The 16,846-nt window shown below is 39.3% G+C and carries 13 protein-coding genes and 1 tRNA gene; 11 read left to right on the top strand and 3 right to left on the bottom strand.

Translation table 11 applies throughout. The features are described from left to right. Positions 1-260: 260 nt before the first annotated feature. The 4 genes from GWI58_RS16725 (at position 261) to GWI58_RS16740 (ending at position 2,957) form a co-directional block, all read left to right on the top strand. Positions 261-336, top strand: a tRNA-Asn gene (locus GWI58_RS16725). A 187-nt stretch (positions 337-523) separates the two neighbouring features. Beyond that, complete coding sequence (pyrC, locus tag GWI58_RS16730) at positions 524-1,576, top strand: dihydroorotase (protein ID WP_094959507.1); 1,053 nt, start codon at positions 524-526, stop codon at positions 1,574-1,576. 212 nt (positions 1,577-1,788) lie between these two features. Then, positions 1,789-2,043 carry a biofilm formation regulator BssS gene (gene bssS / locus GWI58_RS16735; RefSeq protein WP_004248355.1) on the top strand — a complete coding sequence of 85 codons (255 nt, stop codon included), beginning with the start codon at positions 1,789-1,791 and terminating at the stop codon, positions 2,041-2,043. A gap of 311 nt (positions 2,044-2,354) precedes the next feature. Continuing rightward, positions 2,355-2,957 (top strand): response regulator transcription factor, encoded by a 603-nt coding sequence (locus tag GWI58_RS16740; protein ID WP_004243578.1) that lies wholly within the window; start codon positions 2,355-2,357, stop codon positions 2,955-2,957. Between the two features lie 339 nt (positions 2,958-3,296). Here GWI58_RS16740 and ttrA read toward each other — a convergent pair whose 3' ends face one another. Genes ttrA through ttrB form a run of 3 tightly spaced genes read right to left on the bottom strand, consistent with a single transcriptional unit; the run spans position 3,297 to position 8,135 of the window. Then, entirely contained in the window at positions 3,297-6,377 is a 3,081-nt protein-coding gene (gene ttrA, locus GWI58_RS16745) for a tetrathionate reductase subunit TtrA (protein WP_110229102.1), read from the bottom strand. Then, positions 6,370-7,398: a tetrathionate reductase subunit TtrC gene (gene ttrC, locus GWI58_RS16750; RefSeq protein WP_017827842.1), complete on the bottom strand. Its 1,029-nt coding sequence runs from the start codon at positions 7,396-7,398 to the stop codon at positions 6,370-6,372. The genes ttrA and ttrC overlap by 8 nt, the downstream gene beginning before the upstream one ends. Further along, complete coding sequence (ttrB, locus tag GWI58_RS16755) at positions 7,395-8,135, bottom strand: tetrathionate reductase subunit TtrB (RefSeq protein WP_161769404.1); 741 nt, start codon at positions 8,133-8,135, stop codon at positions 7,395-7,397. The genes ttrC and ttrB overlap by 4 nt, the downstream gene beginning before the upstream one ends. A 163-nt stretch (positions 8,136-8,298) precedes the next feature. Between ttrB and ttrS the strand changes: the two genes are divergently transcribed. The 7 genes from ttrS to GWI58_RS16790 all read left to right on the top strand — a co-directional run bounded on the left by ttrS (position 8,299) and on the right by GWI58_RS16790 (position 16,622). Beyond that, entirely contained in the window at positions 8,299-10,062 is a 1,764-nt protein-coding gene (ttrS, locus tag GWI58_RS16760) for a tetrathionate respiration histidine kinase TtrS (protein ID WP_017628017.1), read from the top strand. Positions 10,063-10,072: 10 nt separating this feature from the next. Further along, entirely contained in the window at positions 10,073-10,675 is a 603-nt protein-coding gene (ttrR, locus tag GWI58_RS16765) for a tetrathionate respiration response regulator TtrR (RefSeq protein WP_004243584.1), read from the top strand. Positions 10,676-10,749: 74 nt separating this feature from the next. Next, a complete protein-coding gene (locus tag GWI58_RS16770) occupies positions 10,750-11,691 on the top strand; it encodes a Kdo(2)-lipid IV(A) acyltransferase (protein ID WP_004243585.1) in 942 nt (313 codons plus the stop codon). Between the two features lie 283 nt (positions 11,692-11,974). Further along, complete coding sequence (gene mdtG, locus GWI58_RS16775; protein WP_094959510.1) at positions 11,975-13,183, top strand: multidrug efflux MFS transporter MdtG; 1,209 nt, start codon at positions 11,975-11,977, stop codon at positions 13,181-13,183. A gap of 420 nt (positions 13,184-13,603) precedes the next feature. Then, a complete protein-coding gene (locus GWI58_RS16780; protein WP_004250754.1) occupies positions 13,604-15,139 on the top strand; it encodes a peptide MFS transporter in 1,536 nt (511 codons plus the stop codon). Between the two features lie 180 nt (positions 15,140-15,319). Further along, entirely contained in the window at positions 15,320-16,099 is a 780-nt protein-coding gene (locus GWI58_RS16785; protein ID WP_094959512.1) for a PhzF family phenazine biosynthesis protein, read from the top strand. 100 nt (positions 16,100-16,199) lie between these two features. Further along, positions 16,200-16,622: an acyl-CoA thioesterase gene (locus tag GWI58_RS16790; protein WP_004243592.1), complete on the top strand. Its 423-nt coding sequence runs from the start codon at positions 16,200-16,202 to the stop codon at positions 16,620-16,622. Positions 16,623-16,846 lie beyond the last annotated feature (224 nt).

A 16,846-nucleotide genomic window follows, 5' to 3' on the forward strand; every position in this document is an offset into this window, starting at 1 on the left:
GTTCGAGTCCAGTTGGAGGAGCCAAATTTAGAAAAGCCCGCTTTATGCGGGCTTTTTGCTTTTTAGCCAATAGCATCCCACACTTAGCATGCTGAAAAATAAATTTTTCCCTGTTTCATCCTATAAATCCCGGCATCTTGTTCATTATTCGCTGATAATTGATGCAACTTGCTGTTTATCTATCCATTTAAACAAATATCTACGATTGACCTTTGACATCTCAATTTTACCACTATATGATACACGCCACTTAATGATGTTCCTCCATAGTTCAGTCGGTAGAACGGCGGACTGTTAATCCGTATGTCACTGGTTCGAGTCCAGTTGGAGGAGCCATTTCTATTAGTATTACCATCGTAACTATTTGATTTTATTCTCTGTTTTCCCTCACACACAATAAAAAAATACCATTAAAAAGGTAGCTATTTAATCGTTTTCGTATTACTATTCATTTCCGGCTTGACTATCCAGTCCAATCCAATCGTTGATCTTTCGATTTTCCTAAGACACACGGAGCCGGTATATGACCACTGCACAACCTATCACCCTCACTATTCGCCGTCCTGATGATTGGCATGTTCACTTTCGTGATGATGACATGCTAAAAACCGTTGTTCCTTATACCAGTCGTTATTTTGGCAGAGCTATCGTAATGCCAAATCTTGTTCCCCCGATCACCACCATTGAAGCCGCCCGTCGTTATCGTGATCGCATAAAAGCAGCTATTCCTAGTGGTGATAAATTCGAACCATTAATGACCTGCTATTTAACGGATAGCACTCTGCCATCAGAAGTTGAACAAGGTTTTCTACAAGGCGTATTTACTGCTTGTAAACTTTATCCTGCCAATGCGACGACAAATTCTAGTCATGGTGTTTCCGATATCAATAAAATCTATCCTATTCTCAGTGTGATGGAAAAAATAGGTATGCCATTGCTTATTCATGGGGAAGTTACTGCATCAGATATCGATATTTTTGATAGAGAAGCTCGTTTTATTGATAACGTGATGGCTCCCGTTCGCAAACAATTTCCTGCCTTAAAAATTGTTTTTGAACATATCACCACCAAAGAAGCGGCACAGTATGTCTTAGAGGGAAATGAATTTCTTGGTGCAACTATTACACCACAACACTTAATGTTTAACCGTAATCATATGCTTGTCGGTGGTGTGAAACCGCACTTGTACTGTTTACCTATCCTTAAGCGTAATGTACACCAAGAGGCATTAAGGCAAGCCGTTGCATCAGGCCATTCGCGTTTCTTCTTAGGTACTGACTCCGCACCTCATTTACAACATCGCAAAGAATCATCTTGTGGATGCGCTGGCGTGTTTAACGCCCCCACCGCTTTAGCAGCTTATGCTAGCGTATTTAAAGAGCTCAATGCCCTTTCTCACTTTGAAGCCTTCTGTTCACTCAATGGCCCACGTTTTTATGGTTTACCGGTTAATGAAGGCACTATTACCTTAACGGAAAAATCCGTTACTGCACCTGCAAAAATTATGAGTGGTGATGAAGCATTAATCCCCTTCTTAGCAAATGAAGATATTCATTGGGATATTAGTGTCGATTAATCAATTAGTGACTTGATATCTTCTCTTTATGCACCATATAACCCCTTATCTGGGATAGTTATGGTGCATATTTTTTGCTATTCCTCGTTGTACTTTTCCATTTTTCATCAAAATTTAGCTTTTTTATTGCGCCAAATTTCGTATACTGGAAAGTAACCACTTAGTGGGGGCTTCTCTCTTAGTCAAAACCGGTTGTATGATTAGGAGGTATTATGAGTAGAAAAAATGAAGTTATTCAAACACATCCTGTTGTAGGCTGGGATATTAGCACTGTAGATATCTATGATGCGATGATGCTACGTTTACATTATCTTCCTGAAAACGAACACCATCCAGACAATGCAGTGGTTGATAAAACACTTTGGCTTACTACTGATGTAGCAAAACAGTTGATTTATATTCTTCAAGCAGGTATTGATAAAATTGAATCATCTGAAGATTTTGTATCAGACAACACCAAGCATTGATAAAAAGATAAGTTCGAGAAAAGCATTAAGACACCAAGCAGGAGTACTTTCGTACTCCTGTCTCGTTTTTATTGTTAATCACCTTTCATTTTTATTTCGTTTATCTCTATTACTTATCCCTAGCATTTCAATTTTTCATACTGTTTTTTTAATTAGTTATTATTATAAATTAATTTATATTTAATTAAGTTATTATAATTTTCTTTTTATTCGATATATCTTTCACAAAATGATATATAACCCGAATTGACATAAAACTATGTTATCTTTATTTTAATAACTTGAAAATAGATATCACAAGGAAGTTATTAGTGAAAATATTAATTATTGATGAGTGTTACTTTACTCGTAATGGTATTCGGCATTTCTTCTTAAAAAAAAATGTAAGGCATGAAATTATTGATATGTCTTCTATTGAAGAAGCTAATCATTATATTAATAACTCTATGCCTGATATTATTTTTATTGATCTCACTAAATATTGTCGTGAAGTGGCACATTGTCAGCACTTACAATATTTCTTTTCACTGACTCAAGAGTGTCGTTTATACCTCTATATTGATGCCAACTATCCAGACAAAGATAGACCTATCGCCTTGACAAATAACTGTTTTATCCTTGCCAAACGAGTACTACCTTGGGTATTAGAGAGAACATCAACATTAACTTCTCGTTGCCAAGTTTTTTTCCCCACTTATAAACATTCTCTTTGCTCAATATTTAGCATACAAGAACAAAAAATCATAAATTACTGGATGGGAGAATTGCCTAACTATCAAATTGCCAAAAAATTAAAAATTAGCAATAGCACCGTTTATTCGCATAAAAGACATATTACTGAAAAAATAAATGTAAAAAATAGAATTGAACTCTTCTTTATATATAATATATTAAAATATATCTATGAGAAATAAATACAAACTTATCGTTTAATGATTGATATATTTTATGGAATGAAATTATGAAGCTAATAGTTTAATTAATTGAGGAAATAACAAACTCCTATTACTTAACATTAAACTCTATAATAGGATTATAAATATGGGTGAACATATCAAAAATTAAAAATATTTAATCACCTAAGAGCAACGTTTTATAACATAAAAAATCCTCTTCATATTCAATATGACACTAAACATATTAATAAGCACAATATGTCATTGCATGACTCACTTCACTCTTACAGCTATCCTAGAGTGAAGTGAGCACCAATAGAGTCATCAACAACAAAAAGACACTATTGCTACATACTATTAGGCGATACGCTCAATCTTTGCCGGTAATCCTTGACGTACAGAGGCACCAGAAACCCAATCTAACCAAGTATTCGTTATTTCTCGTGTTGGATCAGCAAAGCCTAAGTCGTTTAAGTTAATACCACTACCTATTGCTTTATCCATAGCTAATGGTTGCCCATCTAAATAGTGTTGACGTGAGCCTAGCTCTTTATGTCCATAACCATGTTCAATCGCTAACACTCCAGGCATAACCCCCTCTAATAAACTAATTTCAGCCTCAACCTCTCCTCCAGGGGTCACTATGCGCACTTTATCACCATGCTTGATCCCCCATTTTTCACCATCTAGCGGATTAATCGCGACTAAATTGCTTGGTTTTACCATTCTTAAACGTTGGATCATGCCCGTTGAGCTACTTACCACATGAGATTTAAAGGACATCAGTTTTAATGGCCATTGCTCTTGTGGAAAATGTTGATGTATATCGCTACCGTCAGATAAACGCGGTGGATAATAAGTTGGGCAACCACTATATCGCTCACCGGTAATAGCATGATGATTCTTCGCTACATTTTCATTCCAGATCTGTAATGGTTTCTTCCATTGCGGGCCTGTCGCATCACCATTCCATGCTTTATCATAAGGGGCAAAACGACCACCACGAGTATAAATATTCGCCACCCTTAGAACTTCTTCTTCTTTTAAAGTGGCAGTAATAGCAGGAAGAATACGATCGACACCACTTAATAAAATATCTTCATGGCTGGCAGGTGCTACAGGCTGCTCGCCCATAAAGGCAATATTAGCCGCTACACGCAGATAATAATCTTCAGCACTATTAATTGCGTGGAAATGCCCATCTTTATCTTCTAGCGCATTTTCACCAAAGCCGGGTAAGTCTAATGCTTTAGCAACCGCAATGCAGAAAGTTTCCATTGATATAGGTTGACCATCGGCTGTTTTCGCCACACGAGGCTCTACAATCGGCCAACGTGCCGTACTGGCTTTGACTTGTACACCAGACCACGGCGCACTAAATCCCCAACTTTCAAAGTTATGCGTATCAGGCACAATATAGTCCGCCAGTGCAGTGGTCTCATTCATAAAAGCATCGATACCAATAATCAATGGTAGATGCTGTGGATCTTTAAGACGCGCTTCCATAACTTGGCGAATACCTGCAATACCGTATAGCGGGTTCGTCATATTGGTTATCCATGCTTTTAATGAATAAGGATAACCCGCTAATGCCGACCCCAGTTGCTCTGTTAATTGCCCTGCGGCAAACGGATACCACGGCGCTTTAGCAGGATAAGGAGACTCCCCTTTTGCGATCCGTTCACGATATTCATCAGATTGTTCATAGGCCGCTTTACTGCGCGATAGCACCATTCCTTTAGGCTTAATTTTGCCTTTAAAACTATCCATGTTGTAACGAGGGCCATCTATCGCACCATTAAATTTACCTCCACCGACAGATACCCCCCCTTTCAGGTTTAGATTTCCAATTAAAGCGTTTAGCATGATGACACTCCACGCCGTATAGAAACCATTTCCCCCCATCATGCCACCATGTGAGATAACCGCAGCTTTTCGTCCGTAGTCAGTAAATTCACGCGCTAAGGCAATAATAGTGCTTTCAGGTACTTTACAACGTTCACTATACTCCGCCAATGACATGCGGTTTGCTGCCTCAGTTAATAATTGGAAACTTGATTTTACTGTAACCTCAATACCTGTTTTTAATGTCACTTTTTGAGTAACAAAAAGCTGTGCTTTGTCTACTTGCGTCGCTGCTGTAAGCTGTCCATTAAGGGCTATAACCATATTTTGCGCTTCGCCATCGGCAATATTCTCAAGATGCGCGGCGGTTAACATCTGCCCTGACAGTGGATGATTTTCATCACTAATGACTAAATGTGTCGCATTAGTCCAGCTTCGCTCTCCAACATTATTCATCGACACTTCACTGGGCACCGATAAATACTCAGCATTATAGCGTTTGTTTTCAATGATCCAGCGGATCATACCCATCACTAAAGCAGCATCTGTTCCCGGTTGTACGGGTACCCAATGGCCATGATCATTAGCTAACGTGGTGGTTAATGGCAAAGCAGGTGCCACAACTACATAGTTAAACGAACCACGAATACGCGCATTCGCTAATTGGCGACCTTGACGTTTAAATGGATTACCTGATTGCGCAGGTGAGGTACCTAAAAATAGTGCAAATTCAACATGATCCCAATCAGGCTTCACATGAGCGTTTTTATCCAGATCATTCATTAATGCACCGGAGCCGGCACGATACGCTAATCCACAATAAGAGCCATGAGCCCCAAAATTTTTACTACCAAAGGCATTTTGAGCAAAGCGACGAATAAAACTATCTCGGCCATCATCCCCAGCATTAGTAACTAATAACTGATTTGCTTTAGGTCCTAGGGCTGGCTGTTTAGGATCAATGGGTGTTGCTAAATCGCGGATAGCACGTAAGCCATCAACATGCCCTTCACCAAATAAATCGCCCCCCTCAACCACTTCTTTGATCAGTTGCTCAAAGCTAATTCGTTGCCATTTCCCCTCACCTCGTTTACCCACTCGTTTCATGGGTTCAAGAATACGAGTAGGACTATCGAGGCTTTCCATCATTGTCGCACCACGAGCACAAGCCGTAGAGCGGTTAGCTAAACCACTTTCGCCCCCCATTTTTTCAAAGGCTTCTTTTATTGGCATGTTATAACCAAAATGGATATCCTGAGATAATGGGTGATAAGGATTTCCTGCAATACGTAATACTTGATTATTGTTACGATCGACTCTCGCACGCACACCGCACTGAGTCCAACAACCAAAGCATTGAGTCATACAAACAGCTTGATTGGTATTAGGTTGCCAATTCGCTTTCGCCGTGATTTTACCTTCTGGTAATAAAGAGTTACCGTTGATCCTATCCAAAGTAACCTTACCAGAAGTCCCATCAACGAGACCGTCGACAGCACGCTTAGCAACATCGCGATAACTGGCAGCAAATGCGGCAATACCACCGATAACCAATCCACCTTTAAGCCATTGACGTCTTGTAAACTTAGCCATGCTGTACTCTCCTGACAACCCAACGAATACTTTCTCTGAATATAATGGTTAACGCTATCCAAAGCCCAAATGTTCCAACAATCGCTAATAATCCATCATTACCCAGCGGGAACTGATAAGGATTGGTAATAATGTTATATTTGGGAATATATTGGCTTCCCATTAACATTAGCCAACGTAATACCCACGCTAATCCCATTGAAATAAAAGCCATTACGGTAATAAATGCCACTGAGCGAGCCTGTTTTGCCATTAATCCGCCCATAGCAACAGACACTATCCATAAGGCAATAACCCCTATCGCACTCCACCAGCCTAAACTTCCCATTGCCAATTGTTGCCTAATGGCTTGTCCTGAAATAGTATCCCCCGCAATCCAAAAACCTGTACATACAGCAAGTAACATTAAAGATCCGATAAACCACATAGCCAGTTCACGCTGATACACAGGCTCTCGTCGCGTACCTAATGCTAATAGCGTAGGCAATACTTGCATGGCACTAAAAAACAGTAATATCGGCAGCCAGTAGGTATAAAGCACCGGTCTTGCTTTTAAAATAGAAGCTTCACGGCCGGTATAGAGCAATAAACCTATCGAGGTTAAGGCGCAGGCTAAAGCAACCCAACGCGTTAACTTATATTCACGTTTCCACACTAAACGCACGACCATGGCAATAAAGTACAAAATACTAAATGCAGAGAAGAGTGGCAGTAATAGTGATCCCCATGCCATCCACGACCAAGGAGTTGGATAAGCATAAAAATGCCAAACACGTGCTGTTTGATGGAGATCAGCGGTTAATGCTAAAGGGGCGGTGATCCCCGCCGTAACGGCAATAAAAACCGCAACAGCTTCTAAACGAGGATTACCTGTACGCCCTTTCCAACATTGCCAGCATGCATAAAGTGTTGCGCAACACGCAATGCCGATAAAAAAGAAATATTGAACTGCCCAAGGTAACCAAAAGTATTCTTGGGGGATCGCTATCACTTCTTGAATTTGCGAAACGGATGAAATCATAAGTGAACCTCCTGCCATAATGCGGGTTGCCCTTGTCCAACTAATGGCTGCACAAATGCATCATCTAAACCAAGATAAAAAACTTGTGGCAAGGTGCCACTTTCTGGTTTAAGTACTTTTAATTCATGTTCATGCTCGCGGATCATTTTACTTATCGTGCTGTGTGGATCTTTCATATCACCGATAATACGAGCGCCCCCCACACAAGATTCAACACAGGCAGGTAATAACCCAACTTCTAGGCGATGAGCACAAAAAGTACATTTATCGGCTGTCTGAGTGGAATGGTTGATAAAACGGGCATCATAAGGACATGCTTGCACACAATAAGCACAACCTACACAACGTTCATTATCAATCACGACGATCCCGTCTTTGCGTTGAAATGTTGCTTGAACAGGGCAAACAGGTACACACGGAGGCTCGTCACAATGGTTACATAATCTAGGGAGTAAGACGTTCGTTATCTCCTCTTGCCCCTTGATAGCAACTTGATATTGGTTTACTGTCGTCCTAAATTGTCCTTGTGGCGTTTGGTTTTCAATCGTACAGCTCACTGTACAAGATTGACACCCAACACAACGACGCAGATCGATCAGCATGCCATAACGTTTATCCTCTGAGCCTTCACGGCGCTCTGGGGATAGTTTAATGCCTGCTTGAGAGAGAGGAACCAGTGAAGCACCTGCGGTAAGGACCCCTAATTGTTGTAAGAATTTTCGTTTACCAAGATCCATATTTGTCTCCAGTATCACTCAGTAAATACCTGCCACATTGAGCGAAGGGAATAGAAAATAAGTATTTATGGCATTGTAAAAATTACTGAGTCCTCCACCTATTGTGGTTTACCACATACTCGGTGCGAACTTGATCCAAAACAATATTTAACATTAGATAGTTATGACGATAAAACAGACAATTGGGATAAAAAAAATCGCTAGTTTGAGCTTATTACTGCTCTTTTTTCTACTCTCTTCTTCTGCGGTTGCCAAAGAGTGGACTATTGGTGTGTTAGCGTTGCGAGGCGACGCCTCAACACAAAGACATTGGCAACCGCTTATCGATACCTTAGATCAACAAATACCCACAGATAGCTTTCTGCTGTTACCACTTAACTTGTCAGAAATGAAGCAAGCCGTGGCGGACAAGAGAGTAGATTTTCTATTGACGAATCCAGCGCAATTTGTCCAGCTTGATAGTGCATATCCGCTACGTTGGTTACTCTCTTTACGCTCGGGTTATGAGCCGGATAACACAACAAGAAATGTGATTGGTAGCCTTATTTTGGTGCGCAAAGACAGCGCAATCACATCGATTCATGAATTAGTCGGAAAGCGTGTTGGCGCCATTGCACCAGATGCCTTTGGTGGATATCTGTTAGGTTACAAAGCACTGCGTGAAGAAGGGATTGATCCTGAACAGGATTTTACATTACGTTTTAGTGGTTTTCCGGCTGATGCGTTACTTTACTTATTACGTGATGGCGATATTAATGCAGCGATCATCCCAGTTTGCTTATTAGAAAATATGGATAACGAAGGTCTTATTAATAAAGAAGATTATCGTCCATTATTAAATTATTCTACCAATACTTCTTGTTTAACCAGTACTCCGCTCTATCCTAATTGGTCATTTGCTGCATTAGATACTGTTCCTGACACATTAGTGGATAAAGTAACACGAACATTACTCAATGATGAAAGCGACGCCATGAAATGGGGGGCTCCCGCTTCTCATTCTCAAGTGGAAAATTTACTCCGAGAAGTCAACCAACACCCAAGGCAGCGACAACTTTGGCAAGATGCGAAAATTTGGGCTATCCAGCACCGTTTTATTATCGGATTATCATTGGGTGCCATTATCTTACTGGTTTTCAACCAAATCTGGATTAGTTATTTGGTCAGAAGACGTAGCCATCAATTAGAACAAGCGCATATCCATTTAAGAGAGCAAAAAGAGGCATTAGAACAAGCTCAGCGTTTAAATATTTTAGGTGAAATGGCGTCAGGCTTTGCTCATGAGCTTAATCAACCTCTTTCTGCGATCAAAAGTTATGCCCAAGGTAGTGCGATCCGCCTAGAAAAAGAGAACAAAAATCATCCATTACTCCCCGCTTTACGACAGATAGACCAACAAGCCCAACGTGGCGCAGATATTATTCGCAATCTACGTTTATGGGTAGGTAAGCAATCAGCAAATAGTGATACAGTGCCACTGTCAGAACAAAATATTGCCCAATGTATTGAACATATTTGGCGGTTATTACGTATTGATGAAAAATATCCACAAGTGACTCTGATCACTAAGATTGATAAACATGATACCCTATACTTACCTGAAACATTATTAGAGCAAATATTATCTAATTTGATCACCAATAGCCTACAGGCGGGTACTAAAGTGCTACAGATAAGCACCCATAAAGCGCCTGATAGGTTGTTAATTGTGATCAAAGATGATGCGGGAGGAATGAGCCATAGCCAGCTTGAACAACCTTTCTCCCCTTTTCAAACCACCAAAACAGAAGGTCTTGGTTTAGGTTTGGTGATTTGCCAACGCTTATTAAATTCACAAGGTGCTGATATTCACATAGAAAATCAAAAAGATAAGCAAAATAATGTTGGATTAAAAATCACCCTTATTTTCCCCAATAACAATAATTAGAGGAAGAAAAATGCCAACAATTCATCTGGTTGATGACGATCTCGCCGTCACCGATGCTTGCCAATTTCTATTAGAAAGCTTAGGTTATGCGGCGCAGGTTTGGAATGACAGCGAATATTTTCTCCATAATATTGACCTTTATCAGCAAGGGGTTGTGCTGTTAGACATGAGAATGCCTAAAGCAGATGGTAGACAAGTACATCAATATTTAATTGAAAAACACAGTACGCTAGCAGTGATTTTCTTAACGGGTCATGGTGATATTCCGATGGCGGTTGAAGAAATAAAAAAAGGTGCTATTGATTTTTTACAAAAACCCGTTGATAGCAATGCATTACTCTCTGCACTGAAATCCGCCTTTACTGAAACTGCAACACGCTTTACGGCTGATGATATCCGTCGCCGTTATGCCTCACTGACACCAAGAGAAAAAGATATTGCATATTATGTTATTCAAGGCCTAATGAATCGAGAAATTGCTGAAACTGCCTGTGTTTCTATCAGAACAGTTGAGGTACATCGAGCAAAAGTGATGGATAAAATGGCCGTTAAAAATATCGCAGAATTAGTTACCGCATTACAAGGAATTGATATTGTAGCGCCAAATTTATGACAAAATTTCTGATCTGCGGTAAAAAGTGTCACAATATAGAATATTCATTGGAAAAATAGTAAATAGATAGGCTTATGATAAAGTCACCTCCATTTAAAACATCATTTTTACAGCCCAAATATTGGCTGACATGGTTGGGGATAGGATTACTCTATCTTCTCGTTCTGCTCCCTTATCCCGTTATCTACTGGTTGGGTACACGGCTAGGTCGTTTATCTAAAGTCTTTTTAAAAAAACGTGTACAAATAGCAGAACGTAATCTTGAGCTATGTTTTCCTGACATGCCTAAAAATGAACGTGAAGCGTTAGTGAATAAAAACTTCGAGTCCGTAGGTATGGGGCTATTTGAAACAGGAATGGCTTGGTTTTGGCCTGATTGGCGTGTGAAACGTTGGTTTAAAATCAGTGGTAGAGAAAATATTCAAAAAGTACAAGAAACTGGCCAAGGTATTATTGTCGTTGGTATACACTTTTTAACTCTAGAGTTAGGTGCACGTATATTTGGCATGCTAAACCCCGGTATTGGTGTGTATCGCCCTAATGACAATCCAGTTATGGACTGGTTACAAACTTGGGGTCGTTTGCGTTCTAACAAATTTATGTTAGATAGAAAAGATGTCAAAGGTATGATCCGCAATTTAAAAGCTGGAGAGATCCTCTGGTATGCCCCTGATCACGATTACGGCCCACGAAAGAGTGTCTTTGCCCCACTTTTTGCCGTAGATAAAGCAGCGACAACAACAGGAACCTATATTCTAGTCAAAACCAGTCATCCGGCTTTGATCCCGTTTACACCAAAGCGCTTACCTGAAGCAAAAGGTTATGAACTGATTATTTCACCTGCCGTAGCTGATTTTCCCATCGATAGTGAAGAAAACACCGCTATCGCAATGAATAAAGTGGTCGAACAAGAAATTTTACGTGCTCCTGATCAATATATGTGGTTACACCGTCGTTTTAAAACCCGCCCACCTGGAGAAGCTTCTTTATATAATGAGATAAAGAAAGTACACTAGTCCCCATCAGTGACTGTTTTAATAAAAAACAGTCACTGACAAACAGATTGACTCTCTTAACCAAGATTAAAATACAAGACTAAAATCATAAAATTAGCCATACTCACTACTATTATTTCCTGCAAATAAACACATTATAAAGCACTACCTATCGTTGTTATTTTGTATTATGGCGATATTCTTATTTAAGAATAGATAACCAACATTGAGATAAAAAAGACAACGCAAACACCATTATTCTCACTTTATGTGCTTCGTTTACATTCTTAGATAAAGGAGTGACATGAACCTAAAGCCCCGCAACAATTCTTGGAAACGAAATCTCTACATTGTCTGGTTTGGTTGTTTTTTAACGGGTGCCGGCTTTAGCTTGATTATGCCTTTTCTACCATTGTATGTAGAAGAACTTGGCATTAAAGATCATGAGTCCTTAAACCTATGGACTGGTGTCGCTTTTAGTATTACGTTTCTCTTTTCTGCCATAGCGGCACCTTTTTGGGGAAAATTGTCAGATAGAAAAGGACGCAAATTAATGCTATTACGTTCTGCCTTAGGTATGGCGATCGTCATGGTACTCATTGGTTTTGCTCAAAATATTTGGCAACTGTTAATTTTACGCGCTTTATTAGGGGTATTAGGGGGTTTTGTGCCCAATGCTAATGCTCTTATCGCCACGCAAGTGCCCGTTAAAAAAAGTGGTTGGGCGTTAGGAACCCTTTCTACGGGTGCGGTAAGTGGCGCATTAATTGGGCCATTAATTGGTGGAATGCTTGCCGATCTCTACGGTTTACGTCCGGTTTTCTTTATTACAGCCGCGGTTTTATTTATCTGTTTTATAGTGACCCTATTTTTTGTTAGCGAAAATTTTACCCCTGTTTCTAAAAAAGATGCATTATCCACCCAGCAAGTTTTTTCATCACTCAAAAATAAAAGATTAGTCATTTGCCTGTTTTTTACCACCATGATTATCCAAGTGGCAACAGGCTCTGTTACGCCTATTTTAACACTTTATATCCGTGATCTAGCCGGCTCTATCAGTAATCTTGCCTTTATTAGTGGTGTGATTGCATCTGTTCCCGGTATTGCCGCTTTAATTAGTGCCCCTCGTTTTGGTAAATTAGGTGATCGCATAGGCCCTGATAAGGTGCTTATTTTCACATTGGGTTTATCTATTTTTATGCTTATTCCGATGGCACTCGTCAGTAATTATTGGGAACTAGGCGCATTACGTTTTTTATTGGGTGCGGTAAACGCTGCCATGTTACCTGCGGTACAAACGCTTATTTTATACAATATTACGCCTGCAATTGCTGGTCGAATTTTCAGCTATAATCAAGCCTTACGAGATGTAGGAAATGTTACTGGACCGTTAATGGGCGCGTTTGTTGCGGCCAATTATGGATTTAGAGCTGTTTTTTATTTCACCGCTGCGGTGGTATTTTTTAATCTTATTTACTCATGGATAAGCTTTCGTACCCCGCAAAGAAAATAGTCAAAAAATCCACCAATAGATTTAGTTAATAGTTTTTTTTCAATAAAAAATTACACTTTCTCTCTTAAAGGTCTAATTGTTAATTTTTTTATTTTATTTTTCATAATTTATTGTTTAATAAGAAAAATATTTACACGCCACGTTTACACCTCTTTACTTTTTCTTGTCCTTTTTTTTCAAAAAATTGCAAGGTTAACTATTGCAAAATGAGATTTTTATCGACTTTTGCACTAAAAAATGGTTTATAAAGTATTAAATATGCTTTTAGTCACTGAAGTTCACTAAAAGTGTGTTAAAAATATATTAATTAAATGTAGTAGCAATTGATAACAGAATGAAATAATTCTGTATTGCCTTCTACTGATATTTTGTTCTTTTTACTTGCAAACGACCTGCAAAGGTTTTTTTTGGGAATTTAAGATGCAATCTACTCACTCAAAATCAAGCCGAACCTTTTTTGGCCATCCATACCCTTTAAGCTCTCTGTTCTTCACAGAAATGTGGGAGAGATTTTCTTTCTACGGTATTCGCCCATTATTAATCCTATTTATGGCTGCAACCGTTTATGAAGGTGGTATGGATATTCCTCGAGAGCAGGCATCTGCTATTGTGGGAATTTTTGCTGGTGGTGTTTATTTAACATCATTGCCAGGAGGTTGGCTGGCTGATAATTGGTTGGGACAACGTCTTGCGGTTTGGTATGGCTCTATCTTTATTGCATTAGGGCACCTTTCTATCGCACTTTCAGCGTTTTGGTCTCAGAACCTATTTTTTATCGGCTTATTGCTTATCGTATTAGGTACAGGCCTATTTAAAACCTGTGTCACTGTTATGGTGGGAACCCTGTATAAAAAAGATGATACACGCCGCGATGGTGGTTTCTCCTTGTTTTATATGGGGATCAATATGGGCTCATTTATCGCACCACTGATCACCGGCTTCTTAGTCCGTGATTATGGCTGGCATTGGGGCTTTGGTATTGGTGGTATTGGTATGCTAGTTGCACTACTGATCTTCCGCTTTTATGCCGTACCGACAATGCGTCGCTTTGATAAAGAAGTTGGCTTAGATTCAAGTTGGGATCGCCCTACTGTTGTGCGTCGTAATGTCGGACAATGGGTATTAGCACTTGCTGTGATATTAATTGCCATTGTTGGTTTAATTATTTCAGGCACTATTCCATTTAATCCGGTTATTGTTGCCAATTTTATGGTTTATGTGATCTCCGGCAGTGTTATCGCCTACTTTATCTATTTATTCCTATTTGCAGGATTAAGTAGTAGTGACCGTTCTCGCCTGTTTGTTTGCTTCCTATTATTAGTTTCAGCGGCACTGTTTTGGTCTGCATTCGAACAAAAACCAACCTCATTTAACTTATTTGCTAACGACTATACTGATCTAAATTTTATGGGCTTTGAGATCCCTGCGGTTTGGTTCCAGTCCGTCAATGCGCTATTTATTATTATTCTTGCCCCTGTATTTAGCTGGTTATGGCCAATGCTAGCACGCAACAATATGAATTTAAGTAGCATGAGCAAATTTGTGATTGGTATTTTATTCGCTGCAGGTGGCTTTACCGTCATGATGTACGCCTCTGAAAGCGTGCTTGCAACAGGTAGCGGTGTTTCACCATTATGGTTAATTTCCAGTATTTTATTGCTGACCCTAGGTGAATTATGTTTAAGCCCTATAGGACTTGCGACGATGACCATTTTAGCGCCAGCAAGAATGCGTGGACAGGTTATGGGTTTATGGTTCTGTGCGAGTGCATTAGGTAACTTAGCCGCAGGTTTAATGGGTGGAAATATTCGTCCTGATAAACTTGATGTTATGCCTGATTTCTTCTCTCACGTCTCTATAGCATTGGTTATTTGTGCCGTTGTTCTTGCAGCATTAATTATTCCTGTGCGTAAACTGTTACAAAGTGCAGATGATAAAGAGAATGCGCAAGCATAATTAGCCAGCCTTTCTCATAAAGCCATATCAAATAATGATATGGCTTTTTTATTGATTTTCCCCTCTGTAAATAAATCTCCTACTCAATCCCCTACTTCTTATTTTTACTTCCAGCCACTTTTTATCACTCTTTTGCTCTGCTAAATTGTTTCTTCTTCCTCTTTCCGATTAAGGTACTTTATGAACACGCTTCCCATTTATTATGTTAACGCTTTTACTTCAACACCTTTTTCCGGAAATCCGGCTGCGGTTATTTTGTTAGATAAATGGCTACCCGATGACACACTACTTAAATTAGCTAATGAGATTGGTTTACCTGAAACGGCTTTTTTAGTTGCCAATCATATTCGCTGGTTTACGCCTAAAGTAGAAGTTCCCCTATGTGGACATGCGACTTTAGCCACGGCTTTTGTATTAAAAACGATTAACAAAGCACCTGCGACAAGCTTTAAATTCCATTCTCTGTCTGGGGAGCTCACGGTATCTTGTCACTCTTCAAGTTTTACTCTCGATTTTCCTCAAGTACCTGCATCATTAAATCCAACTATAAAACCATCATTAGAAACGGCACTAAACATAGATATTGAAGAAGTTTGGCAATCTCACGACAGATATACCTGCTTTGTGGCTGATCCTAACAAGGTTATTGATTATCAACCTGACTTTAATGCTATAACACAACTACCACTTCCCGGTGTAATATTGACGGCGAAAGGTTATGCGCCTTTTGATTTTATTTCACGCTTTTTTGCACCACGTAAAGGGGTTAATGAAGATCCAGTAACTGGCACTTCACATTGTGTATTAGCACCAATTTGGGCAAAAAAATTAAACAAAGATAAATTAAATGCCAGACAAGTTTCCGCGAGGGGAGGCAATATACAGTGTGAACTCAAACAAGAGCGCTTATTGCTTACTGGTGATGCTGTACTATTTTTAACCGGTGAAATAACCTTTTAAAATTAAAGAGGAATATCATCTATTCCTCTCCTTTGCTTTCATTTTTCTCTATTTTATACTTTAGGATCATCCCTACTGTATAGAAAGATAAGGTTTTATTATGTCCACAACGGATTTATCTCTAGAGTTGCAAGATAAAATTAAACACTCAATCACCCGCGTCTCTAAAGTTATTTTTCCAACCACGACCAATCATCACTCCACACTCTTTGGCGGAACGGCATTAGCATGGATGGATGAAGTCTCTTTTATTACCGCTACGCGCTTTTGCCGTAAACGTTTAGTGACAGTTTCTACAGAGAAAATTAATTTTAATCACCCTATTCCCTCTGGCACCATTATTGAATTAGTTGGTGAGGTAATACGTGTCGGGCGTACCAGTCTAACGGTAAATGTTTCTATTTTTCTCGAAGATATGTATGCCGAAGGGCGAGAAGAAGTGATCCACGGCCAATTTAATTTTGTTGCCGTTGATGAGCATGGTAAGCCAACCCCTTTATTCGATAAACCATCGCTTTTATAACCGCTAATCTGTCGTTTTATTCTTCAAATTAAAAACGACAGATTTTATTATGCTGTGGGTTAATTAATATCGTCCGATTTTATTTGATCAGATAAATCTTTGTGGATACTTTTCAATCACATGAAAATATCAAGTAAAATCAATGGGTAAATTGATTACTCACATGTAAAGCAAGAGTTATCCACAGTTAATGTGGATAACAAGAAAGACGTTGCAACCACTTT

Origin of the sequence: Proteus sp. G2674 (assembly GCF_009915195.1) — a bacterium.
GTDB lineage: Bacteria > Pseudomonadota > Gammaproteobacteria > Enterobacterales > Enterobacteriaceae > Proteus > Proteus mirabilis.